Origin of the sequence: Nonomuraea coxensis DSM 45129, assembly GCF_019397265.1 — a bacterium.
Taxonomy (GTDB): domain Bacteria; phylum Actinomycetota; class Actinomycetes; order Streptosporangiales; family Streptosporangiaceae; genus Nonomuraea; species Nonomuraea coxensis.
In genome coordinates this window covers 752,904-774,885 of the sequence record NZ_CP068985.1, presented here as the reverse complement: position 1 = coordinate 774,885, position 21,982 = coordinate 752,904, and the positions used below count along the sequence as shown (strand labels likewise).

Sequence of the window (21,982 nt, the reverse complement as noted above, 5' to 3'; positions counted from 1 at the left end):
AGCATGCACAGCGAACCACGAGCGCTCCTGCAACAGTCTTGGTCTGGGGAGAGTGGAGGGCCTCCCAGAAGGGATTCAACCAAGCCGCTGCGCGCACGTCAGCGCTTGGAGACAAAAACGTGCGCGGCAACATCGCGCGGAAGCTCCGCGGGATTGTCGTTCGCGTCACCGTCACCTGTCACCCGCACACCGTCGTCGCTCGCCGCGAGCGTCACCTCGCGTCCGGGTTGTATCCCAACTTGCTTGAGTTTAAGCATCACAGCGGGATCACTTTGCACTTGTTCGCTAATTCGCCGCACCACCACGGGCACGTCCCTCGAACCCACCGCGATGTCGGACATCGACGTGAGCCCGTCGGGAGCGGCCTCCGCGGGCTCCTTGGCGCCGAGCTCCGCGAGGCCGGGGATGGGGTTGCCGTGCGGGCAGACGGTGGGATTGTCGAGCAGGGTCACCAGCCGGGCCTCGACCGACTCCGACATCACGTGCTCCCAGCGGCACGCCTCGACGTGGACCTCTTCCCACGGCAGGCCGATGACCTGGGTGAGCAGGCACTCGGCGAGGCGGTGCTTGCGCATCACCCGGGTGGCGAGCTGGCGGCCCAGGTCGGTCATGGCGAGGTGGCGGTCGCCCTCGACCCGGACGAGGCCGTCGCGCTCCATGCGGGCGACGGTCTGGCTCACCGTGGGGCCGCTCTGCTGCAGGCGCTCGGCGATGCGGGCGCGCAGCGGGACGATGCCCTCTTCCTCGAGCTCGTAAATCGTGCGGAGGTACATCTCCGTCGTGTCGATCAGGCCGTGTGCGGTCAAGGCAGTCCTCCCAACTGAATGTTACGTCGGTCGTGGCGGGGACTGAGCCCGTCCGCCTCGGGCACGTGGGTCACGCAGGGAACCTTATGGGGAGAACGACCGACGATGCTCAAGGACGGCAACAACGGCGCAGCCGACTTCCTTCCCGAGCGGCACGACCTCGTCTCGCTGCGTGACGCGGCGGCCCGCTGCGAGGGCTGCGGCCTCTACCGCGACGCGACGCAGACGGTGTTCGGCGAGGGCAAGGGGAAGGCGGCCTTCATGCTCGTGGGCGAGCAGCCCGGCGACCAGGAGGACCGGCAGGGGCACCCGTTCGTGGGGCCTGCCGGCCGTGGCTGGAGGCCGAGCTGGAGGCCGTGGAGCCGCGCGTGGTCGTGGTGCTCGGCGCGACGGCGGCGCGCTCGCTGCTCGGGGCCGCGTTCAGGGTGACGCGGCACCGGGGCGAGGTGGTGCCGCTCGGCGACCGGCTGGCGGTGGCGACCATCCACCCGTCCGCCGTGCTGCGCGTCCCTGACAGGGACGCCGCGTACGCGGGCTTCCTGTCCGACCTCCAGGCGGCGGCGAGGGCCCGCTAGCCCGCCCGTTCGGCCACCAGGTCCGCGCGGTAGTTGCGGAACCCCGCGACCGACAGCCCGACGACGAGCACCACGGCCGCGCAGGCGAGGCCGCCGCCCACCCAGGCGCCGCTCAGCCCGATCATCGTGGCGGTGGCGCCGGCCCGCAGGTCGCCGAGGCGCGGCCCGCCGGCCACGACCACCATGAACGCGCCCTGCATCCGCCCCCGCATCTCGTCAGGCGCGTAGAGCTGGAGGATCGACTGCCGCCACACCGAGGAGATCACGTCGGCCATGCCGCCGACGGCCATGAACGTCACCACTAGCCACAGGTTCCCGGTCATCCCCGCGGCGGCGACGGCGAGCCCCCACACGGCGATGACGACGACCAGCGCGACGCCCTGCCGCCGCACCCGGCCGACCCAGCCGGAGAACAGCGCGCCGACGACGGAGCCGATGGCCATGGCCGCGTTGAGCCAGCCGAGCGCGAGCGCCGAGCCGCCGAACCACTGGTCGGCCGCCTCGGGGAAGAGCGCCCTGGGCAGGGCGAAGACCATGGCGATGATGTCCACGACGAACGACATGAGCAGCACGGGGCTGCGCATGATGAAGGCGAGCCCCTCCAGCACCGCTCGCGCGCCCGGCCGGGTCACCTCGCCCAGCGGGGGCAGCGCGGGCAGCTTGAAGGCCGCGTAGAGGCCGGCGGTGAACAGCAGGGCGTCCACCGCGTACGCGGCCGCGTAGCCGCCGCCGGCGAGCAGCAGCCCGCCGACCATCGGCCCGATGACCGCGCCGATGCTGTAGACCAGCGAGTTGAGCGCGTTGGCGGCGGGGACCAGCTGCGGCCGCAGGATCCTCGGGATGATCGCGCCCCGGGTCGGCCCGGTGATGGCGAACCCGGTGGCGTTCACCGCGACCGCGGCGAAGATCACGTAGACATTGCTGAGCCCGATCAGCGCCTGGACGAGGATGAACAGCGTCGCCGTCCAGGCCACGGCCGATCCGGCGAGCAGCAGCTTGCGCCGGTCCACGGCGTCGGCCACGGCCCCGCCCCACAGTCCGAAGACGACGAGCGGGACCAGGTTGGCCAGTCCGAGCAGCCCGACCCAGAGCGAGGACCCGGTGATGTCGTAGACCTGCTTGCTGACCGCGACGACGGTGACCCCGACCCCCACGTGGGAGACCGCCTGGCCGAGCCAGATCCGCCGGTAGGCGGGCACGCCGAGCGGCCGGGTGTCCACCAGATGACGCTTGATCAAGTCCCCGAGAGCCACTTACCGAACATTAAGGCGCAAGTCTCTCCAAAACCCATCCGGGTGGTGTCCGCCGGTAGCGGAGCCGGTCGTGCATCCGGTCGAGCTGCCCCTGCCAGAACTCCATCTCGACCGGCTGGACCCGGAAGCCGCCCCAGAAGTCGGGCACCGGCGGATCCTCCGGCCAGCGCGCCGCCAGCTTCTCGTAGCGGGCGTCCAGCTCGTCACGGGAGCGTACGACGGCCGACTGCCGCGACGCCCACGCGCCGATGCGGGAGCCGTACGGGCGGGAGTTGAAGTATTCGGCCGACTCCTCGTGGGAGAGGCGGCTCACGGTGCCGTCCACGCGGACCTGGCGGCGGATGGCGTGCCAGGGGAACAGCAGGGACGCGCGGGCGTTCTCGGCCAGGTCGCGGCCCTTACGGGACTCGTAGTTGGTGTAGAAGACGAAACCGCGCTCGTCGTAGCCCTTGAGCAGGACGATGCGGGCGCTCGGCCGGCCGCCCGCCGAGGCGGTGGCGAGCACCATGGCGTTGGGCTCCGGGACGCCGGCGGCGGCGGCCTCCTGGAACCAGAGCGTGAACTGGTTGATCGGGTCGGCGGCGAGATCGGCTTCGAGCAGCGGCTCGCCCTCGTACGTGCGTCGGAGCCCTGCCAGCGAGGGCGGGCGCGGGGTGGCATCCACGAGACGGTATTGTTGCGCGCTCGTGTGGTAGATCCCACTACACCGCTCCCCACCAGCGGCTTTGGCGCTTCGGCGGGTCCGGAGACCGAGCACGAGCTGGGAGGGGGTTAAATTGACCCGCCGGTATCTCGACATCAAGGCTTTGCATTGCCGGAACATGGCAGAAAGGGAGGCGGCCGAGTATGTCCGACTTCAAACCCGGGCTCGAAGGCGTCGTAGCTTTCGAGACCGAGATCGCGGAACCGGACAAAGAAGGGGGCGCCCTTCGATACCGGGGCGTCGACATCGAAGAGCTGGTCGGCCGTGTCCCCTTCGGGCACGTTTGGGGCCTGCTGGTCGACAACACGTTCCAGCCGGGCCTGCCCCCGGCGGAGCCGTTCCCCATCCCTGTCCACTCCGGTGACATCCGCGTAGACGTACAGAGCGCGCTCGCCATGCTGGCTCCGGCCTATGGCTTCAAGCCGCTCCTCGACATCAGCGACGACGAGGCCCGCGACCAGCTCGCCCGCGCGTCGGTCATGGCGCTGTCGTTCGTGGCGCAGTCCGCCCGTGGTCTCGGCCTGCCGATGGTCCCCGAGAGCAAGGTCGACGAGGCGGCCAGCATCGTCGAGCGTTTCATGATCCGCTGGCGCGGTGAGCCTGATCCCAGGCACGTCAAGGCCATCGACGCCTACTGGACCTCCGCCGCCGAGCACGGCATGAACGCCTCCACGTTCACCGCCCGCGTCATCGCCTCCACCGGCGCCGACGTGGCCGCCGCGCTCTCCGGCGCCGTGGGCGCCATGTCGGGCCCCCTGCACGGCGGCGCCCCCGCCCGCGTGCTGCACATGATCGAGGGCGTCGAGCAGCTCGGCGACGCCAAGAAGTACGTGCAGAGCGAGCTCGACAAGGGCAACAGGCTCATGGGCTTCGGCCACCGCGTCTACCGCGCGGAGGACCCCCGGGCCCGCGTGCTGCGCCGCACCGCCAAGGAGCTCGACGCCCCTCGGTACGAGGTCGCCGCGGCGCTGGAGCAGGCCGCGCTGGAGGAGCTGCACGCCCGCAAGCCCGACCGGGTGCTCGCGACGAACGTCGAGTACTGGGCGGCCGTGGTGCTCGACTTCGCCGAGGTCCCCTCCCACATGTTCACCGCGATGTTCACCTGCGCCCGCACGGCCGGCTGGGCCGCGCACATCCTGGAGCAGAAGCGCACGGGCAGGCTGGTCCGCCCCAGCGCCAACTACGTCGGCCCGTCCTCGCGCCCGCTGAGCGACGTGCCGGGCGCCGGCGAGGTCGTCGGCAAGCTCTGAGACGGGCGACCCTCTGAGACGGGCGACCCTCTGAGACAGGCGACCCCCTGAGACAGGCGACCCCCTGAGACGGACGGCCGCCGCGTGGCTCGCACCCGCGCGGCGGCCGTCCCATGCCCGCCTGCCCCCGCCCACCGGCATGGCCGCTGACCTGGGCACATAGTGGCAAAACACGTCAATCTCAGATGTCGGACCCCGTGCGAGCCACCCGGCGCCGGTCGGTAGGCTCCATCATGTGGCTGACATCGTGATTCCCGCTGACATCAAGCCCGCCGACGGCCGCTTCGGCTGCGGGCCCTCGAAGGTTCGCCCCGAGCAACTGGCCGCTCTCGCCGCCTCCGGGGCGGAGTTCATGGGCACCTCGCACCGCCAGAAGCCGGTCAAGAGCCTGGTCGGCCGCGTGCGCTCCGGTCTCGCCGACCTGTTCTCGCTGCCCGAGGGCTACCAGGTGGTGCTGGGCAACGGCGGCACCACCGCGTTCTGGGACATCGCCGCCTTCGGTCTGGTGCGCGAGAAGTCGCAGCACCTGTCGTTCGGCGAGTTCTCCTCGAAGTTCGCCGCCGTCGCCAAGAAGGCGCCGTGGCTGGCCGAGCCGAGCGTCATCAAGTCCGACGTCGGCACCCACCCGAAGGCGGTGGCCGAGGACGGCGTCGACGTCTACGCGCTCACCCACAACGAGACCTCGACCGGCGTCGCCATGCCGATCGAGCGGGTCGGCGGCGACGACGCCCTGGTGCTCGTGGACGCCACCTCCGGCGCGGGCGGCCTGCCGGTCGACATCGCCGAGACCGACGTCTACTACTTCGCGCCGCAGAAGAGCTTCGCCTCCGACGGCGGCCTGTGGATCGCGCTCATGTCGCCGCGCGCCCTGGCCCGCGTCGAGGAGATCGCCGCGACCGGCCGCTACGTGCCCGAATTCTTCAGCCTGCCGATCGCGATCGACAACTCCGGCAAGGACCAGACCTACAACACCCCGGCCGTGGCCACGCTGTTCCTGCTGGCCGACCAGCTCGACTGGATGAACGGCAACGGCGGCCTGGCCTGGACCACCGCCCGCACCGCCGACTCCAGCTCGCGCCTCTACACCTGGGCCGAGAAGTCGTCCTATGCCACGCCGTTCGCCAAGCCCGAGTTCCGCTCGCAGGTGGTCGGCACGATCGACTTCAGCGACGACGTGGACGCCGCCGCCGTGGCCAAGGTGCTGCGCGCCAACGGCATCGTCGACACCGAGCCCTACCGCAAGCTGGGCCGCAACCAGCTGCGCATCGCGATGTTCCCGGCCATCGACCCGGCCGACGTCGAGGCGCTCACGACCTGCGTCGACTACGTGGTCGAGCGCCTCTAGCGCCCGGCGGAAATCCCCGCCTGCGCGTTCAGTAGGCGGGGATCTCCTTCTTGTCCCTGCGGCGCAGCAGCCAGCCGGCCAGCACGCCGGCGAGCAGCCCGCACAGGTGCCCCTGCCAGGAGATGCCCGGCTGGTTGGGCAGCAGCCCGGCCAGGATCCCCCAGTAGGCGATGCCGACGCCCACCGCGATGGCGAGGTCGAGCAGGCGCCGGTCGAACAGCCCCCGGGCGATGATGTAGCCGAAGTAGCCGAAGACCAGCCCGCTCGCGCCCACCGTGATCACCATCGGGCTCATGAGCCAGGTGCCGAACCCGCCGACCACGATGATGATCAGGCTGGCCCAGAGGAACTTGCGCACGTCGCGCAGCCCGGCCAGGAAGCCCAGCACGAGCAGCGGCAGCGAGTTGGCCATGAGATGGCCGAAGCCGCCGTGCAGGAACGGCGCGAAGAGGATGCCGACCAGCCCGTCGCTCTCCCAGCCGACGATGCCGAAGTTGCGGTCCAGCGCGCCGTTGAGGAAGACGTCGACGACCTCGACGATCCACATGACCGCGAGCATGGCGGCCACGATGAGGAACGCGCTCAGCGCGCCCGAGAGCAGCGACCCCGCGCCACGCTTGACGGAGTCGAACCTCGAACCCGAATAGTCGCCCATGCGCTCTCCCGCTAGCTCGTTCCCTCTTCTTTACCGTAAGCGGAGAGAGCGGTGCGTGCGCCAAAAGTCCCTCCCGTCCCTCAACGGGGACGGGAGGGCCGGCGCCTGGGCGGCGTTACTCGCCCTTCCACTGGGGCGCGCGCTTCTCCGCGAACGCGGCGGCGCCCTCCATGGCGTCCTTCGAGCCGAACACCGGGTTGATGATCGCCCCCTGCTTCCTGAACATCTCCTCCAGCGACCAGTCCTGCGACTCGATGACGACCTTCTTGGTCGCGGCGAGGGCCAGCGGCGCGTTGGCGGCGACCTTGCGGGCCAGCTCCAGCGCGGCCTCAAGGGCCTTGCCGGGCTCGGCGATCCGGTTGACCAGGCCCAGCTCGTACAGGCGCGAGGCCGGGTAGTGGTCGCCGGTCAGCGCCATCTCCATGGCCACGTGGTACGGGATCCGCCGCGGCAGCCGCATGATCCCGCCCGCGCCCGCCACGAGGCCGCGCTTGGGCTCCGGCAGGCCGAAGGTGGACTCCGAGGAGGCCACGATGAGGTCGCAGGACAGGGCCAGCTCGAAACCGCCGGCGAGCGCGTAGCCCTCGACGGCCGCCACCAGCGGCTTCTTCGGCGGCGCCTCGGTGAGGCCGCCGAAGCCGCGTCCCTCCACCACCGGGAGGTCGCCGGTCAGGAAGCCCTTCAGGTCCATGCCGGCGCAGAACGTGCCGCCCGCGCCGGTCAGGACGTACGCGGAGATCTCAGGGCGGGCGTCGAGGCCGTCCAGGGCCTCCGCGATCCCGCGCGCGACCGCGCCGTTGACCGCGTTGCGGGCCTTGGGGCGGTTGATCGTGAGGATCGCGACGTTGCCGGACTCCTCGACGAGCACTTCGTCAGACACGAGACAGACTCCCGGACTACTTGGGCTGGAAGCGGATGCCGCCGTCGAAGCGGATGACCTCGCCGTTCATGTAGTCGTTCTCGACCAGCGAGCGCACGAGGTGCGCGAACTCGTCGGCGCGGCCCATCCGCTTGGGGAAGACGACCGGCGCGACGAGCTTGGCCTTGAACTCCTCGGAGTTGGGCGAGAAGCCGTAGATGGGGGTGTCGATGATGCCGGGGCAGATCGTGTTCACCCGGACGCCGATGGCGGCCAGGTCGCGCGCCGCGGGCAGGGTCATGCCCACGATGCCGCCCTTGGAGGCCGAGTAGGCGAGCTGCCCGGTCTGGCCCTCCAGGGCCGCGACGGAGGCGGTGTTGACGACGACGCCGCGCTGCCCGTCGGCGTCGGCCGGCTCCGTCTTGGCGATGGCGGCCGCCGCGAGGCGCATGAGGTTGAACGTGCCGATCAGGTTGACCTCGATGACCTTGCGGTAGGTGGCCGGGTTGTGCGGGCTGCCGTCGCGGTTGACGGTCCGCTCGGCCCAGCCGATGCCGGCGCTGTTGACCACCACGCGGAGGGGCTTGCCGGTGGCGACGGCGGCGTCCACGGCCGCCTGCACCTGGTCCTCGTCCGACACGTCGGTCTTGACGAAGACGCCGCCGATCTCGTCGGCCACCGACTTGCCGCGCTCTTCGTTGAGGTCGGCCACGACCACGGTGGCGCCGGCGCGGGCCAGCTCGCGGGCGCTCGCCTCGCCGAGGCCGCTGGCGCCGCCGGAGATGATTGCTGAGGATCCGTTCACGTCCATAACCGGGACCCTAACCCGAGAACCGAATGAAGTTCTACTTGGGGGTGGTTAAATCTCGCCCACGGCACTGTCCACGTCGGAGTAGACCTTGATCCGGCGGTCGAGCCCGGTGGTGCGCAGGATGCGCGCGACCGGGGCCTGCGGGGCCGCGAGGGACACCCCTCCGCCCTCTCCGGTGGCCAGCCGCCAGGCCTCGATCAGCACCGACAGCCCGCTGGAGTCCATGAACGACAGCTGCTGCAGGTCGAGCACGAGCTTCGCGCCGTCCTGCTTGATGGCGTCGCGTACTTCGTCCCGGAGGAACGGTGCGGTGAACAGGTCGAGCTCCCCCTCAACGGCCACCACCACGGCGTCTCCCAGGGCATGTCGCGCAAGCCGCAGCTTCATTAGGCCCCTCCTCGATGAGCCACTGTACTTCGACATGCCCCTTTACCGGGCATGCACAGACCACGAACAGCCGGATAAAACGGGCGAGTTAGGACAGCCCTGGTCACACGACGGGGATCGTGAATCCGTACGGGAGCTCCAGGCGGTGCCGGGCCAGCAGGTCCGCGTCGGCGAGGAGCTCGCGGGTGGGCCCGTCGGCGGCGATCACGCCCCCGGAGAGGATGAGGGAGCGCTCGCACAGCTCCAGCGCGTACGGCAGGTCGTGGGTGACCATGAGCACGGTCACGTCGAGCGAGCGCAGGACCTCGGCCAGCTCCCGTCGCGCGGCCGGGTCGAGGTTGGAGGAGGGCTCGTCGAGCACCAGGATCTCGGGCTCCATGGCGAGCACGGTCGCGACGGCCACCCGCCGCCGCTGGCCGAACGACAGGTGGTGCGGCGGCCGGTCGATCGCCTCCAGCATGCCCACCCGCTCCAGGGCCGACACCACGACCCGGTCCAGCTCCGCGCCCCGCAGCCCGGCGTTGGCCGGGCCGAAGGCCACGTCGTCGCGGACGGTGGGCATGAAGAGCTGGTCGTCGGGGTCCTGGAAGACCAGGCCGACGCGCTGCCTGACCTCCTTGAGCGTGTCCTTGCGCACCGGGGTGCCCGCCACGGTGACAGTGCCGTGGCCGGCCGTGAGAATGCCGTTGAGATGCATGACGAGCGTCGTCTTGCCCGCGCCGTTGGGGCCGAGGAGGGCCACCCGCTCGCCGCGCGCGATCGACAGGTCCACCCCGAACAGCGCCTGCGTGCCGTCGGGATAGGCGTAGGCGAGCTGCCTGACCTCCAGGGAGTTCACCCGAGCCCCGCCAGGGACAGACCCAGCACGGCGAGGGCTCCGGCGGGCAGGGCGAGGGCGGTGGCCCATTGGGCGGTTGATGCCGTCATGTCTGCCATTATCGGCATCCGTCCGGTGTAGCCGCGGCTCAGCATGGCCAGGTGCACCCGCTCGCCCCGCTCGTACGAGCGGATGAACAGCGCCCCCGCCGAGCGGGCGATCACCGGGATGTGCCGGGCGTTCCTCGCCTCGAACCCCCGCGACTCCCGCGCCACCCGCATCCGGCGCATCTCGCCGAGGATCACGTCCATGTAGCGCAGCATGAACATGGCGATCTGCACGAGCAGCTCCGGCAGCCGCAGCCGCTGCGCGCCCAGCAGGATCACCCGGGGCTCCGTGGTCGCGGCCAGCAGGATGGAGGCCACCACGCCGAGGGTGGCCTTGGCGAGGATGTTCCAGGCCGCCCAGAGCCCTTCCACGCTCAGCGAGAGGCCGAGCACGCTCACCCGCTCCCCCAGCCCGATGACCGGGATGAGCACCGCGAACAGCACGAACGGCACCTCGATCACCATCCGCCGCGCGATGTGCCCGGCCGGCACCCTGGCGGCCGCCGCGACCACGCCGAGCAGCACGGCGTAGGCGGCGAACGCCCAGAACCGCTCGCGCGGCGTGGCCACCACCACGATCGCGAAGGCGAGGACCGCGAGCAGCTTGCACTGCGGCGGCAGCCGGTGCACGGCGGAGTCGCCCGGCAGGTGGAGCTGGTGGTGATGACCCGCGCTCACCTCGTCACACCCTGACGTGGCCGCGGCTCCTGGCCGCGAAGGCCACCGCTCCCGCGATGAGCAGCACCAGCCCGACGCCGATGATCCCGGCGACGCCGACCGGGATCCCGCCGACGTCGCCGTAGTCGGCCAGCGCCCACCCGCCGAAGGCGTGCTCGCCGGCCTGCTCGCCGAAGCCCTGCGTCTCGGCCACGGCCTCCAGCCCGTCGGGGTCGGGCGAGGCGACGAACGACACGAGCCCGGCCAGCACCAGCGTCACGCCGACGCCGCCGAGCAGGAACGGCTTGAGCCGGCCCCCGGCCGGGGCCGCCGCCGCGGGCTCGGGCGCGCCGACGGTCGTGCTCTCGCCCTCCGCGCCGCGCAGCACGAGCGGCTTGGCCAGGCCGCGGGCGCCGTACACGAGGTCGGGCCGGACGGCCAGGACCGCGCCCACGGTGACCGCCGTGATGACGCCCTCGCCGATGCCGATGAGCAGGTGCACGCCGCCCATCGCCGCGGCGACCGCGCCGACCGAGATCGGCGCGGTGCCGCCGATCCAGAACAGCAGCGTGAACGCCAGCGCCGAGGCCGGTACGGACACCAGCGCCGCCAGGAAGGCCGCCGCCGTCACGCCGCCCCTGCCCCGCGCGAAGCCGGTGACCACGCGGAGGACCGCCCACCCGACGAGTACGGTGACCAGACCCATGATCGTGACGTTGACGCCCAGCGCGGTCAGCCCGCCGTCGGCGAAGAACACGGCCTGCACGAGGAGGACCACGGCCATGCACAACACGCCGGTGTAGGGCCCGACGAGTATCGCGGCGAGCGCTCCGCCCAGCAGGTGCCCGCTGGTGCCGGCCGCGACGGGGAAGTTGAGCATCTGGACGGCGAAGATGAAGGCCGCGACCAGCCCGGCCATGGGCGCGGTGCGGTCGTCGAGCTCCCGCCGCGCTCCGCGCAGGCACACCGCGACCCCGGCCGCCGCCACCACTCCGGCGGAAACCGACGTCGCCGCATTGAAGAACCCATCAGGTACGTGCACGACCTTGCCTCCCATAAAGGGGATGACCCGCCAAAGAGGGACGAACAATCCCCTACTTTAGGACATGGTGTTGCACCTGCACATAGGTGGCAATTACTTGAGGATCCTCCTGGCGAGGTTCCGAGCCGACATCCGCCTGACCACCGCGCTCAGCCGTCCCTTGCCCGACGTCGCGTACGGCCGCACGCTCCGCAGCAGGGCGGCCCCCGGCCACCGGCGCGGCGCCGCGACCGCCTCGGCGTCGGCCTCGATCCTGAACCGGGCGGGCGGCCCGCCGAGATCGAGCTCCAGGTAGGCGTCCCAGGTGCCGGGCGCGAGCCGCCCGATCGCGGGCCGGGCCGTGAACACGCCGCCGGGCAGCGCCGTCACCGGCTCGGCCCGTTCGCGTCCGCTGCGCCGCTCGCGCCAGACGAGCTGCCGGATCGCCGCGGCGGACGGGGCGGCGCCGGCCACGCTCACCTCGCCGTGCACCTGCAGCCGGTGCCCGAGCGACCATCGGGTGCTCAGCAGCCGCACCGCGCCGGGCACGTCGACCACGTGCCCGCCGACGTCGATGCTCAGGTTGCCGTTGTCGCGGGTGAAGTAGGGGAGCACCGCCATCTCGCCCACCAGCCGCGGCTCCGGGCGGGTGACGCCCTTGTCGCGCTCGGCGCCGAGCCGGCCGTGGCGCACCACGCCCTCCAGCTCGACCGCGACCCGGAGGTCCCAGACGCCGGAGTCGAGCGACGCCACGTCGATCGGGGCGACGAACTCGCCGCCCTTGCGCCGGGCGGGGACGACCAGCTCGGCGTGCGGGTCGTAGCGCGAGCGCAGGACCACGGCGACCCCGTCGTCCCTGCTGATGCCGTCGAGGCGGGCCGCGCCGGTCACCACCAGGCGGTCGCCGTCCCAGTGCAGCCCGGTCAGCCGGCGGCGCACGGTGGCGCTCTCGATGCGGGCCAGCCGCACCAGCCGGTCGATGTCGTCGAGCGCGCCCGCCCGCTGCCGGTCGATGCTGTTGAGCCGCTCGTGCACGCCGGGGGTGTACCACTCCTCGCACAGGGCGGCGACCTCGCGGGCGATGTCCTTGCGCCGGATGTCGTCGCTCTCCAGGAAGACCGAGCCGAGCTGGGCGAAGGCGTCGAGCCTGAAGTGCCGGCGCAGCAGGTGGTCGCGCAGCGGGCCGGGCGGGATGTGCCGGGCCATGAGCCGGATCGGCTGCCGGATCATGGCGAGCCAGGCGAGCGGGTCGCGGCTGCCGGGCTGCTGCATGATGCTGCTGCCGTCCGGCCGGGACACCAGGTGGTAGCAGTCGTAGTCGGCGACCACGGAGATGACCCGGGCGTGGCAGTAGGCGTGGACGGTGAAGATGATGTCCTCGCCGACGAGCATGCCCTCGCCGAAACGGATGCGGTGGCGCTCCAGCAGGTCCCTGCGGAACAGCTTGAAGCAGCTCAGGCTGTTGTAGACGGTGCTGTCGCCGAGGTCGGCGCGGTCGGCGTTGTGCTGGAACATCGACTGCGGCGCGCGGCGGCCGTGCCCGACGATCTTGCCGAGGACGATGTCGGAGCCGTTGCGGTCGCCCATGGCCACCATGCGCTCCAGCGCCTCGGGGCCGAGGTAGTCGTCGGCGTCGCAGAAGAACACGTAGCGGCCGGTGGCGTGCTCGAGGCCGACGTTGCGCGGGCGGCCGGCGCCGTCGCCGCCCTTGATGTGCACCACGCGCACGATGTCCCGGTGGTAGGCGGCGTAGAGGTCGAGCAGGGCGGCGCTGCCGTCGGTGGAGCCGTCGTCCACGACGACGATCTCCTTCTTCACCCGCTGCACCAGCACGGATGTGAGGCATCTGTCCAGGTAGTCGCGGCAGTTGTGTGCGGGGATGACGACACTGACGTCAACCGCGTCGTCGTTCCCAGTCGCCGGCATCGCTCCACCACTCCCGTGCTCACCGTCAGTCGCGTTGTGGTCTCAGTATGTGACCAGGAAGCGGCCTCCGGGGGGCCGATCGCCTGTCTTCGTCTCCGGCTTTTTGCAGACAACGGATAATGGCCGCATTCCACCAATAAGCACCGGCAGGGCCGCTAATTGCCGCATTATCGCGCGACCGAACGAGACTCAGGAAAGAGGTTTTCCCTCCCGGTGGTAGAAACCTCTCCGGCGGGTGCACTGAGGTACTCCCATACGGTCCGTGTGATCCGCTCAGGGGACATGCGCGTCTACAGTTAGGCAACCGTGACCAGGAGGTGGCAGGAAATGGGATCGGCCCTGCATGTCGCTGAGTTCATCGTCTCCTCGGCTCGGTTGACCGAGTTGCACGAGTGCTCGGCGCTGCTCCGCCGGACAAGGGCCCGCGCCGAGCAGATCGTCCGCGAGGCCGGCGCGCTGCTGGCCGAGGCCGAGCTGGGCGGTGACGCCGAGCGCGTCGTCACCCTGCGCGCCGAGCTGGAGCAGGCGCGGCAGGCGTACTGCAAGGTGCTGAACGCCTACGCGACGATCTGCGGGCGCATCGCCGAGGAGCGTCAGGCCATCCTGGAGGCGCAGTTCGCGCGGAACACGCGGCACCAAGGCTTGTCAGGGGTCGCCTGACGGGCGTATCGTCAGGCCATGCCTGACTGGAAGGACAAACTCCGCTGCTCCTTCTGCCACAAGAGAAGCGCGGAAGTGAGCAAACTCATCGCGGGGCCCGGTGTCCACATTTGCAACGAATGCATACACCTGTGCAACGCAATCCTGGAAAGCGAAAGCGCCGACCCTTCCCCGGAGCCCCGCCTTCCCGCCTGGGAATCCATGTCCGATCAGCAAATACTCGACCATCTTCCGAAAATCGCCGCGGTGCAGGCTCAGGTGGACGACAATCTGCACGACTGGGTGGCGCAGCTCCGCGACAGAAACGTGAGCTGGGAACGCATCGGCGCCGCGCTCGGCATGACGCGGCAGTCGGCGTGGGAACGGTTCAGATCCGAGAGCCCGGCCGGTAATCCCGTGTGACCCCTGAGGCGTCTCATCGTCAGGAGGCTCATGATGCGCGTCCTCGGCGGCCTCGCCGCGCCGGACCTCGACGAGCTCCGTCTGGAGCTGGTGCTGGTCCTCGCGCTGCACGAAGAGGCGGAACGGCTCGGCGCTCCGGCGCCCGAAGCAGGTTAGGAACGGGCTCCAGCTCCCCGTCCGCACACGGGGAGCTGGAGCAGGGGGCGCGCCCTCCGGCGTCACTCCCCCGCGCGGCCCCGGGCACGGAAGGCGGCCGTCTTGACGCGGTTCTGGCAGGCGGTGGAGCAGAACCTGCGGGTGCCGTTGCGGGAGACGTCCACGTAGACGCGGTCGCAGTGCGGCGCCGTGCACACCCCCAGCCGGTCGGCGAACTCGCCGCCGAGCACGATGGCGAGGCCCGTCGCGCAGCCCGCCCCCCACTCGCCGCCCATGGTGCCGCCCTGGCCGTGGAAGTGCAGGTGCCAGGGCTCGCCGTCGTGCCGCTGGAGCATCGGGCGGGCGTGATACTCCTCCAGCAGCCCGTTGACCGTGATCGCGGCGGTGTCGAGGTCGCCGGCCGCGACGGCGGTGAAGACCTCGCGCAGGCGGGCGGCGACCGCGGCCAGCTCTCCGCCCTCGGCGGCGCTCACCGCCCGATGCGTCCGGTAGACGGACCGCAGCGCGTCGGTGGCCGCCGCGGCGACGTCCGCGGGCCCCGTACAGGGGCGTCCGCGCTGCTCACCGGGGGTCAGGGCGTTCACCAACGCCACCGTCACCCGGACCACCCCATCGGTGTGACTGTTGAAGTCCAATTGACCGGTTACACCTTCGTGTTCTAAGTTGTGACTGCCGAAAGCATAAACGACAGTCACAAGGAGACGTCTGTGCTCACCCACGATGCCGCACGGGAGTGGATCGCGCGCTGGGACCGCCAGCAGGAGGGCTACCTGCCCGACCGCGAGGAGCGCTTCACCGCCCTGATCGACGCGCTCGAAGCCCTGGGCCGGCCCGATCCACTGGTCATCGACCTGGGGTGCGGGCCGGGGTCGCTGTCGGCGCGGATCGTCGAGCGGCTGCCCGGGGCCAGGGTCGTGTCGGTGGACGCCGACCCGCTGCTGCTCGGGCTCGGCCGGGCGGCCTACCCGGGGCTCACGTTCGTGCCCGCCGACCTGCGCACGCCCGGCTGGAGCGACCTGCTCGGCCTCGACCGGCCCGCCGACGCGGCGGTGAGCACGACGGCGCTGCACTGGATCTCCGGCCCCGACCTGCTCAGGGTCTACACCGAGCTGGCCGGGGTGCTCCGCCCCGGCGGGCTGCTGCTCAACGGCGACCACCTCGACAGCGACGACGTCACGCCCGAGCTCGCCCGGCTGGAGCGCGCGGTGCACGAGCGCGAGGCCGAGCGGGTGTTCGGCGCGGAGCGGCCGGAGGACTGGCGCGCCTGGTGGGACGCCGTCAGCGCGGACCCGGAGCTCGCGGAGCTCGCGGAGCTCGACCGCGAGCGCACCACGGCCGGGGCGGACCACCACGGCTCGGAGTCCCACCTGCTGTCGGAGCACGTCGAGGCGCTGCGGGCGGCCGGGTTCCGCGAGGTGGGCACGCTGTGGCAGCGCGGCAACAACCGGCTGCTGTGCGCGGTGCGCGGATGACCTCCGTGGGGCTACCTGGATTACGAAGGGTGGGGGCACGGGATCTACGCCGCACGCTCGCGGAGGGCGTCCAGGCGGTTCATGGCCGGGGTGGCGGTGATGCCGTGCAGGACGACCGAGACCACCACGGTGAAGGCGGTCACCGCCCACAGCTCCTCCGCGGGCACGCCGAAGTCGGCGTGGCCCAGCGCGTACGACAGGTAGAACAGCGACCCGATCCCCCGGATGCCGAAGAACGAGATCACCCCCCGCTCCCGCGGCCCGGCCCGGCCGCGGAGCTGGGAGAGCCAGCCGGCGAGCGGACGGATCACCAGGAGCAGCAGCAGGCCGACGGCGGCGCCGCCCCAGGTGAGCGGGGCCAGGCCGCCGGCCGCGACGAAGCCGCCGAGCAGGAGCAGCAGCCAGGCGGTGAAGAGCCGTTCGAGCTGCTCGACGAAGCCGTGCAGGACGCTGTTGTAGCCGTGGCCGTGCTCGACCCTGCGGATGGCGCAGGCGGCGACGAACACGGCGATGAAGCCGTAGCCGCCGACGAGCTCGGTCACCCCGTACGCGAGGAGGGTGGCGGCCAGCGCCACGAAGCCGTCGCGGCGTTCGGCCAGCCGCAGCTCCTCCGCCGGGGAGTGGAAGGTCAGCCGGCCGATCAGGCGGCCGATGAGCAGGCCGCACAGCAGGCCGGCGACGACCCGGTAGAGCACGTCGGTCAGCGCCCACTCCCCCAGCCAGCCCGTGCCGCCGGCGGTGGCGAGGGCGATGGCGGCGTACACGAAGGGGAAGGCGAGGCCGTCGTTCAGCCCGGCCTCGGAGGTGAGGGCGAAGCGGACCTCGTCGTCGGCGTTCTCGGCGTCGACCGGCTCGCCCACGCTGACGTCGGAGGCGAGCACCGGGTCGGTCGGCGCGAGCACCGCCCCGAGCAGCAGCGCGGCGGCGAGCGGCCAGCCGAGGAGGCCCGTCGCGGCGGCGGCGACCCCGGCGACGGTCAGCGGCATCGCCCAGCCGAGCAGCCGCCACGTGGTGGACCAGCTCCGTAACCCGACGGCCCGGTTGAGCGCCAGCCCGGCGCCCATGAGCGAGATCAGCACGCAGATCTCGGTGACGTGCTCGACGGCGGTGCGGTGGACGACGGGGTCGGGGTCGGGGAGCCCGATCGGCAGCAGGTAGAGCGCCATGCCGGCGAGCAGGTACACCAGGGGAAGCGAGAGCGCCCGGCGGGACAGCAGGCCGGGCAGGACGGCGGCGAGCAGTGCGGCGGCGCCGGCGAGGGCCAGGACAAGATCAGGGGAGGACATCAGCCGGGCCACTTCCCTGCCCGGCCGCCGGCAGTCGTGCCACCGCCGCGACCTTTTTATCCAACCTTGGTCGGCTGATCCTCCGCCGAAGACGAAGGCTGTGATGTCCTGGCCAGCGGGGGAGGGGTGTGAAGACAGGTTTGGGGCATTCGCTCCGCGGCCGGCTGGCACTGTACGCGGCCATCGTGATGCTGCTGCTGAACGTGGTGGTCAGCGCGTTCGTGCTGTGGGGCGTCCGGAGCCAGGCCGCGACCATTCATGGGCACGAGACGTCGAGCAGGGCGCTGTTCGTGCTGCTCCTGGTCAAGCGTGACCAGCTCAGCGAGAGCCTGCCGGCCAACGGCCTCGACGGCATCCAGGTGCTCGACCCGGCGGGCCGCCCGGTCGCCTCGACCCCGAACCTGGCCGGGCAGCCCCGGCAGACCGACCTCGTCCCCCGCCAGAACATGGCCAACGACGTCGCGGAGGAGGTCTGCGACCTGCCGGCGTTCCCCGGCTCCTGCAAGACGGTGGCCGGGCTGGTCGCCTACCAGCCGGACGGCGACTACCGCATCCTCGCCTTCTCCCCCTCCGTCCCCTGGTACGTCAGCCCGCGGACGATCATCTTCCAGGCGTGCATCACGGCGCTGTTGGTCGCGCTGTCCTACTTCGGGGTCTCGCACATCGTGGCCAAGGCGCTCGCCCCGGTCAGCCGCATCACGAGGAGGCTGGCCGACATCACGGCGAGCGGCGGTGGCGGGCTGCGCCTGCCCGTCACGCAGCACGACGACGAGATCAGGGACCTCGCCGTGACCGGCAACCACATGCTGGAGCGGCTGGAGGAGGCGATGCGCCAGCAGGACCTCGCGATGGAGCGCCAGCGCAGGTTCGCCACCGACGCCTCCCACGACCTGCGCAGCCCGATCACCGCCATGCGCACGCAGGTCGAGGACGCCCTGCTCCATCCCGAGGACGCCGACTGGCCGGCGACCGGCCGGGAGGTCCTGACCAGCCTCGACCGGCTCCAGGCCATCGTCGGCGACCTGCTCACCCTCACCAAGCTGGACTCCGGCGCGCCGTCCTCCCGGGAGCCGGTGGACCTCGGCGCGCTGGCCGCCACCGAGGCCGCCCGCCCGCGAGCCAAGCGGGTGATCACCAGCCTGCAGCCGGACGTCGTCGTCAGCGGCGACCAGCTCCAGCTCGTCCGCCTGCTCACCAACCTGCTGGACAACGCCGAGCGGCACGCCGAGCAGCAGATCCTCGTCACCGTGCGGCGGCAGGACGGGCAGGCGGTGCTGGAGGTGCTGGACGACGGCGCGGGCATCGCGCCCGAGCACCGGGAGATGGTCTTCCAGCGCTTCACCCGCCTCGACGCCTCCCGCAGCAGGGACGCGGGAGGCACCGGGCTCGGTCTGCCGATCGCCCGCGAGATCGCTCACGCGCACGGCGGCTCGCTGGCGATCGAGGACTCCGACGTGGGCGCCCGCTTCGTCCTGCGGCTGCCGGTCCTCGACGGGTGCTGACCCGTGACCTGCGTGAGAACGCGCTCTCTCAGGAACGGGACCATTTCTGGTTCGCGCCGCCGCCGCAGTCCCAGATCTGCAGGCGGGTGCCGTTGGCCGAGCTCACGTCGGTCGCGTCGAGGCATTTCCCGGACTGCGGGTTGACGATCTGGCCGTTGCCCGAGTTGTACGCCCACTTCTGGGCGCCGGTGCCGTTGCAGTCGTAGAGCTGCACCTTCGCGCCGTTGGCCGTGGAGCCGCTCGTGACGTCCATGCACTTGCCGAGCGCCCGCACGGAGCCGTCGGCGTTCCACGACCAGTTCTGGGCGCCCGTGCCGTTGCAGTCCCAGAGCTGCACGGGGGTGCCGTTGGCGGTGGCGGCCCCGGCCACGTCGACGCACTTGCCGCCGTAGCCGGTGATCCGGCCGCCGGTGCCCGTGTCGGCCGGCGGGGCGTAGACGCGGACGTAGTCGACGGTCATGGTCTGCGGGAACGTGGTGCTCGCGTCGGGGTAGCCGGGCCAGTTGCCGCCGACCGCGACGTTCAGGAGCATGAAGAACGGGTGGTCGTAGACCCAGCGGTTGCCACCGAGGTCGGCGGGGGTGCGCCGCTGGTACTCGACGCCGTCGACGTACCAGACGATCAGGTTGGGCGACCAGTCGACGGCGAAGGTGTGGAAGGCGTCGGCGAACGCGCCGCCGATGGTGTACGACGCGCCGATGCCGCCCCCGCCCGAGTAGCCGGGGCCGTGGATGGTGCCGTGGACGGTGTTCGGCTCGCGGCCGATGTTCTCCATGATGTCGATCTCGCCGCTGTTGGGCCAGCCGACCGAGCCGATGTCGTTGCCCAGCATCCAGAAGGCCGGCCAGATGCCCTGGCCCCTGGGGAGCTTCATGCGGGCCTCGAAGCGGCCATACGCGCGGGTGAAGGTGGCGGCGGTGAGCAGCCGGGCCGAGGTGTACTGGCAGGTGCCGTAGTGGCACTGGTAGTTGGCCGGGTTCTCGCGGCGGGCGGTGATCACCAGGTTCCCCGCGCCGTCGAGGGCGGCGTTGCGGGTGCTGTCGGTGTAGTACTGGTGCTCGTTGTTGCCCCAGCCGCCGCCGCCGATGTCGAAGCGCCACTTCGCGGCGTCCACGGCGCTGCCGGCGGCTCCGTCGAACTCGTCGGACCAGACCAGCGGGCCGGGGGCGGGGGCGGCGCTCGCGGTGCCGGCCAGCGGCACGAGCAGGGCGAGCACCGAGACGAGTGCGGCGCCGACGGCGAGCAGGGTGCGGGATGTTCGGGGGGTGCGGACCATTCGGGTTACCTCATCGGATCCACGAGTTGTGATTTTACGGAAACCTTCGAGCAACGTCACCGCCCCTGTCAAGAGAGCGCTCTCTCATTTCTTCGACCCCTCGGACGACGGCCTTCGCCGTGACGTCGGCAGATCCACTTCGCTTCGAAGTAGCAACCGTTAGGACATCGCCCCGAAATAAACCGTTCAGAGACTGACGGTTCAGTGCACACGTGTCAGGAGGGGCAGTTGTGGACATCGATCACAAGAGCATGGAGGCCGCCGGCAAGGCGATCCACGACGAGGGCGGCGAGTTCGCCACCGCGATCCGCCAGGACCGGACGAACGTGGAGGCCCTCAGGGTCTACCTCGGCGGGGACGAGGCGGCGATGATCTTCCGCAGGGGCAAGGACGGCCACCCCGGCTTCGACTCCGCCTACCAGGACCTGAGCGACGCCCTGAACAACCTCAGCAAGTCGTACGAGGCCATCGGCGCGGCCGTCACGGCCATGAGCAAGAACGTCAAGGCCGCCGACTGGGCCAACATGGTCGACAAGAACGCCTTCGTGCACGACCTGGTGGAGTTCGCCAAGCAGAAGCCGAAGGACATCGCCGTGCCCACCACACCGGTCGAGCTGGCCTGACGGCCGGCGAGCGAGGGGACGGGCATGGTCCTGGGACTCGGAGCGAAAGTCGCGCTGACCGGCATGGCCGGCGCAGGGGCCGCGGGCGTTCTGGCGCCCGAGATCCTGTTCGGCATCTCCTACCTGGACGGAGATCCGCAGAAGATCCGCGAGCTGGCCGACACTCTGGACGACATCGCGGACAAGATCGACAAGAACTACCGGGAGGTGAACGCGTCCGCCGAGAAGGTCTGGAAGACGAGCAAGGACCCGGCGGTCGACGAGTTCAAGGAGTTCTGGACCAAGCAGTACGGCCCGGCCGTGGCCGCCGTCTCGATCAAGCACCGGAACGCGGCCAACGCCTGCCGCGCCTACGCCGACACGATCGAGAAGGTCAACCACGCCCTGCACGTGCTGTGCTGGATCCTGACGGTGGACATGATGTTCACCATCGGCTACCAGGTGGTCACCTGGAAGATCCTCCAGGCGATCATGCGGCGGAAGGCGCTGGCGCTCAAGGTCTCCGCGAACCGGTTCGTCGTCATGCTCCTGCCGTTGTTCGCGTACATGCTGGCCGACAGCGCGGCGTACGCGACGGGCGAGGTCGTCCTGCCCCTGGGGCTCAACCACCTGGGCGGCGTCAAGAAGGACCTGTCCGGCGACGACGTCAGATCCGCCGGCTACAACCTCAACGCCTTCCGCGAGCACTTCGTCGCGAACATGGCCTTCGACACGGTGGCCGAGGGCGGCACGGCGCTGATGTCGAAGGTGCCCGGCCTGCGGAACATCGGCACCCACATCAAGCTGCCGAACGGCACGGAGCTGAACACCGGCAGCTTCCTGCCCCGGATGGCGTCCTCGGTGACGTACTCGATGACGATGGACGCGCAGCACGGGGACAACCCGCTGCCCGGCGCGGAGAACGGCCTGACCAAGGAGGAGATGTACCAGAAGTTCCTGATCCACGGCACGCGCAGCCTCGTCCCGCGCCCGAAGTGATCACGTGACGAGCGCGGGCGCGGTCCGGGTGCGGCGGCTAGCGGCGGCGCCGCCGGGGGTCGTTCTCGCCGGGACGCTGGTCGCCGTCGAGGTAGGGCCGCGCCACCTCCGTGAGCCGTCGTGCCGCGTCGTCGGTCGCGCGCCGCGACAGCTCCATGATCAGGCCGGCCAGCTCCTGCGACCCCAGGCGCATCGCCCGGGGGTCGAGGTGCAGGCCGATGAGCTGTCCCGAGGACGAGACGCGCACCCTGATCTTGCCGTCCTGGCTCTCCGCCTGCCCCACCACGTCACCGACCTTCCCGATGACCTCGGAGAACTCCTGAGAACTCGCCTGGAGTTCCGCCATGAGGCGGTCGAGCTCCAGGTCGCCGCTGCGAAGATCACGCTCAACCATGCGCCAGTTTTTTCACAAAGCTCACATAAGGCGCAATACATAACAAAAGACACAGCAGGTC

At 70.9% G+C, this 21,982-nt stretch carries 24 protein-coding genes and 1 pseudogene; 10 read left to right on the top strand and 15 right to left on the bottom strand.

Features of this window, described 5'->3' with window-relative positions; genetic code table 11:
* Positions 1 to 98: 98 nt before the first annotated feature.
* Positions 99 to 806 carry an iron-dependent transcriptional repressor DtxR gene (locus tag Nocox_RS04050; RefSeq protein WP_020544851.1) on the bottom strand — a complete coding sequence of 236 codons (708 nt, stop codon included), beginning with the start codon at positions 804 to 806 and terminating at the stop codon, positions 99 to 101.
* 18 nt (positions 807 to 824) lie between these two features.
* Between Nocox_RS04050 and Nocox_RS43900 the strand changes: the two are divergent.
* A pseudogene (locus Nocox_RS43900) lies at positions 825 to 1,381 on the top strand (uracil-DNA glycosylase family protein).
* Here Nocox_RS43900 and Nocox_RS04040 read toward each other — a convergent pair.
* Both Nocox_RS04040 and pdxH read right to left on the bottom strand, forming a co-directional pair.
* The gene (locus Nocox_RS04040) at positions 1,378 to 2,634 is read right to left on the bottom strand and encodes an MFS transporter (RefSeq protein ID WP_026214681.1); all 1,257 of its coding nucleotides are present in this window, start codon (positions 2,632 to 2,634) and stop codon (positions 1,378 to 1,380) included. The pseudogene Nocox_RS43900 and the gene Nocox_RS04040 sit on opposite strands and share 4 nt — an antisense overlap.
* 10 nt (positions 2,635 to 2,644) lie before the next feature.
* On the bottom strand, positions 2,645 to 3,298 hold the full coding sequence (pdxH, locus tag Nocox_RS04035) for a pyridoxamine 5'-phosphate oxidase (RefSeq protein ID WP_020544849.1): 654 nt from the start codon (positions 3,296 to 3,298) through the stop codon (positions 2,645 to 2,647).
* Positions 3,299 to 3,480: 182 nt separating this feature from the next.
* On the opposite strand from pdxH, the gene Nocox_RS04030 reads away from it, so the two are divergent.
* Both Nocox_RS04030 and serC read left to right on the top strand, forming a co-directional pair.
* Entirely contained in the window at positions 3,481 to 4,587 is a 1,107-nt protein-coding gene (locus Nocox_RS04030; protein WP_020544848.1) for a citrate synthase 2, read from the top strand.
* Positions 4,588 to 4,822: 235 nt separating this feature from the next.
* Positions 4,823 to 5,932, top strand: coding sequence for a phosphoserine transaminase (gene serC, locus Nocox_RS04025; protein WP_020544847.1), 1,110 nt, complete (start codon positions 4,823 to 4,825; stop codon positions 5,930 to 5,932).
* Between the two features lie 28 nt (positions 5,933 to 5,960).
* On the opposite strand, the gene Nocox_RS04020 is transcribed toward serC, so the two are convergent.
* The 8 genes from Nocox_RS04020 to Nocox_RS03985 form a co-directional block, all read right to left on the bottom strand.
* Positions 5,961 to 6,587 (bottom strand): rhomboid family intramembrane serine protease, encoded by a 627-nt coding sequence (locus Nocox_RS04020; protein WP_020544846.1) that lies wholly within the window; start codon positions 6,585 to 6,587, stop codon positions 5,961 to 5,963.
* A 115-nt stretch (positions 6,588 to 6,702) separates the two neighbouring features.
* Positions 6,703 to 7,467 (bottom strand): crotonase/enoyl-CoA hydratase family protein, encoded by a 765-nt coding sequence (locus Nocox_RS04015; protein ID WP_026214680.1) that lies wholly within the window; start codon positions 7,465 to 7,467, stop codon positions 6,703 to 6,705.
* Between the two features lie 16 nt (positions 7,468 to 7,483).
* Positions 7,484 to 8,257, bottom strand: a complete 774-nt coding sequence (locus tag Nocox_RS04010) for an SDR family NAD(P)-dependent oxidoreductase (RefSeq protein ID WP_020544844.1) — start codon at positions 8,255 to 8,257, stop codon at positions 7,484 to 7,486.
* A gap of 48 nt (positions 8,258 to 8,305) precedes the next feature.
* The gene (locus tag Nocox_RS04005) at positions 8,306 to 8,644 is read right to left on the bottom strand and encodes an STAS domain-containing protein (protein WP_051112646.1); all 339 of its coding nucleotides are present in this window, start codon (positions 8,642 to 8,644) and stop codon (positions 8,306 to 8,308) included.
* A gap of 103 nt (positions 8,645 to 8,747) precedes the next feature.
* On the bottom strand, positions 8,748 to 9,482 hold the full coding sequence (locus Nocox_RS04000) for an energy-coupling factor ABC transporter ATP-binding protein (RefSeq protein WP_020544842.1): 735 nt from the start codon (positions 9,480 to 9,482) through the stop codon (positions 8,748 to 8,750).
* Positions 9,479 to 10,246 (bottom strand): cobalt ECF transporter T component CbiQ, encoded by a 768-nt coding sequence (gene cbiQ / locus Nocox_RS03995; RefSeq protein ID WP_020544841.1) that lies wholly within the window; start codon positions 10,244 to 10,246, stop codon positions 9,479 to 9,481. Before cbiQ ends, Nocox_RS04000 begins: the two co-directional genes overlap by 4 nt.
* 4 nt (positions 10,247 to 10,250) lie before the next feature.
* The gene (locus Nocox_RS03990) at positions 10,251 to 11,267 is read right to left on the bottom strand and encodes an energy-coupling factor ABC transporter permease (protein ID WP_026214678.1); all 1,017 of its coding nucleotides are present in this window, start codon (positions 11,265 to 11,267) and stop codon (positions 10,251 to 10,253) included.
* Positions 11,268 to 11,360: 93 nt separating this feature from the next.
* A complete protein-coding gene (locus Nocox_RS03985) occupies positions 11,361 to 13,172 on the bottom strand; it encodes a glycosyltransferase family 2 protein (RefSeq protein ID WP_051112645.1) in 1,812 nt (603 codons plus the stop codon).
* 375 nt (positions 13,173 to 13,547) lie between these two features.
* Here Nocox_RS03985 and Nocox_RS03980 point away from each other — a divergent pair, with 375 nt between their 5' ends.
* From Nocox_RS03980 to Nocox_RS43625, 3 genes are read left to right on the top strand one after another with little or no spacing between them, the layout of a single operon-like run.
* Complete coding sequence (locus Nocox_RS03980) at positions 13,548 to 13,832, top strand: hypothetical protein (protein ID WP_157383208.1); 285 nt, start codon at positions 13,548 to 13,550, stop codon at positions 13,830 to 13,832.
* Between the two features lie 18 nt (positions 13,833 to 13,850).
* Positions 13,851 to 14,234, top strand: coding sequence for a ClpX C4-type zinc finger protein (locus Nocox_RS44095; protein WP_026214677.1), 384 nt, complete (start codon positions 13,851 to 13,853; stop codon positions 14,232 to 14,234).
* A gap of 30 nt (positions 14,235 to 14,264) precedes the next feature.
* The gene (locus tag Nocox_RS43625) at positions 14,265 to 14,390 is read left to right on the top strand and encodes a hypothetical protein (protein ID WP_020544836.1); all 126 of its coding nucleotides are present in this window, start codon (positions 14,265 to 14,267) and stop codon (positions 14,388 to 14,390) included.
* A gap of 62 nt (positions 14,391 to 14,452) precedes the next feature.
* Here Nocox_RS43625 and Nocox_RS03970 read toward each other — a convergent pair whose 3' ends face one another.
* On the bottom strand, positions 14,453 to 14,989 hold the full coding sequence (locus tag Nocox_RS03970; RefSeq protein ID WP_246649739.1) for a CGNR zinc finger domain-containing protein: 537 nt from the start codon (positions 14,987 to 14,989) through the stop codon (positions 14,453 to 14,455).
* A gap of 108 nt (positions 14,990 to 15,097) precedes the next feature.
* Here Nocox_RS03970 and Nocox_RS03965 point away from each other — a divergent pair, with 108 nt between their 5' ends.
* Positions 15,098 to 15,862, top strand: a complete 765-nt coding sequence (locus Nocox_RS03965) for a class I SAM-dependent methyltransferase (RefSeq protein ID WP_020544834.1) — start codon at positions 15,098 to 15,100, stop codon at positions 15,860 to 15,862.
* Between the two features lie 44 nt (positions 15,863 to 15,906).
* Here Nocox_RS03965 and Nocox_RS03960 read toward each other — a convergent pair whose 3' ends face one another.
* Positions 15,907 to 17,148 (bottom strand): cation:proton antiporter, encoded by a 1,242-nt coding sequence (locus Nocox_RS03960; protein ID WP_033409957.1) that lies wholly within the window; start codon positions 17,146 to 17,148, stop codon positions 15,907 to 15,909.
* Between the two features lie 128 nt (positions 17,149 to 17,276).
* Here Nocox_RS03960 and Nocox_RS03955 point away from each other — a divergent pair, with 128 nt between their 5' ends.
* On the top strand, positions 17,277 to 18,650 hold the full coding sequence (locus Nocox_RS03955) for a sensor histidine kinase (RefSeq protein ID WP_026214676.1): 1,374 nt from the start codon (positions 17,277 to 17,279) through the stop codon (positions 18,648 to 18,650).
* 28 nt (positions 18,651 to 18,678) lie between these two features.
* Here the strand turns inward: Nocox_RS03955 and Nocox_RS03950 are convergent, their stop codons facing one another.
* Positions 18,679 to 19,926 carry a glycoside hydrolase family 16 protein gene (locus Nocox_RS03950; RefSeq protein ID WP_020544831.1) on the bottom strand — a complete coding sequence of 416 codons (1,248 nt, stop codon included), beginning with the start codon at positions 19,924 to 19,926 and terminating at the stop codon, positions 18,679 to 18,681.
* Positions 19,927 to 20,156: 230 nt separating this feature from the next.
* Here Nocox_RS03950 and Nocox_RS03945 point away from each other — a divergent pair, with 230 nt between their 5' ends.
* Together Nocox_RS03945 and Nocox_RS03940 are read left to right on the top strand one after the other, a co-directional pair.
* The gene (locus tag Nocox_RS03945) at positions 20,157 to 20,549 is read left to right on the top strand and encodes a hypothetical protein (RefSeq protein WP_020544830.1); all 393 of its coding nucleotides are present in this window, start codon (positions 20,157 to 20,159) and stop codon (positions 20,547 to 20,549) included.
* 24 nt (positions 20,550 to 20,573) lie between these two features.
* Entirely contained in the window at positions 20,574 to 21,527 is a 954-nt protein-coding gene (locus tag Nocox_RS03940) for a WXG100-like domain-containing protein (RefSeq protein WP_020544829.1), read from the top strand.
* 37 nt (positions 21,528 to 21,564) lie between these two features.
* Here Nocox_RS03940 and Nocox_RS03935 read toward each other — a convergent pair whose 3' ends face one another.
* The gene (locus Nocox_RS03935; RefSeq protein WP_020544828.1) at positions 21,565 to 21,921 is read right to left on the bottom strand and encodes a YbaB/EbfC family nucleoid-associated protein; all 357 of its coding nucleotides are present in this window, start codon (positions 21,919 to 21,921) and stop codon (positions 21,565 to 21,567) included.
* Positions 21,922 to 21,982: the final 61 nt, after the last annotated feature.

Bases quoted from the DNA above. Each gene is read 5' to 3' on its own strand.
- Nocox_RS04030 (WP_020544848.1), top strand. From the start codon at position 3,481: ATGTCCGACTTCAAACCCGGGCTCGAAGGCGTCGTAGCTTTCGAGACC.
- Nocox_RS04020 (WP_020544846.1), bottom strand. From the start codon at position 6,587: ATGGGCGACTATTCGGGTTCGAGGTTCGACTCCGTCAAGCGTGGCGCG.
- Nocox_RS04010 (WP_020544844.1), bottom strand. From the start codon at position 8,257: ATGGACGTGAACGGATCCTCAGCAATCATCTCCGGCGGCGCCAGCGGC.
- Nocox_RS04005 (WP_051112646.1), bottom strand. From the start codon at position 8,644: ATGAAGCTGCGGCTTGCGCGACATGCCCTGGGAGACGCCGTGGTGGTG.
- Nocox_RS03985 (WP_051112645.1), bottom strand. From the start codon at position 13,172: ATGCCGGCGACTGGGAACGACGACGCGGTTGACGTCAGTGTCGTCATC.
- Nocox_RS44095 (WP_026214677.1), top strand. From the start codon at position 13,851: ATGCCTGACTGGAAGGACAAACTCCGCTGCTCCTTCTGCCACAAGAGA.
- Nocox_RS43625 (WP_020544836.1), top strand. From the start codon at position 14,265: ATGATGCGCGTCCTCGGCGGCCTCGCCGCGCCGGACCTCGACGAGCTC.
- Nocox_RS03960 (WP_033409957.1), bottom strand. From the start codon at position 17,148: ATGTCCTCCCCTGATCTTGTCCTGGCCCTCGCCGGCGCCGCCGCACTG.
- Nocox_RS03950 (WP_020544831.1), bottom strand. From the start codon at position 19,926: ATGGTCCGCACCCCCCGAACATCCCGCACCCTGCTCGCCGTCGGCGCC.
- Nocox_RS03940 (WP_020544829.1), top strand. From the start codon at position 20,574: ATGGTCCTGGGACTCGGAGCGAAAGTCGCGCTGACCGGCATGGCCGGC.
- Nocox_RS03935 (WP_020544828.1), bottom strand. From the start codon at position 21,921: ATGGTTGAGCGTGATCTTCGCAGCGGCGACCTGGAGCTCGACCGCCTC.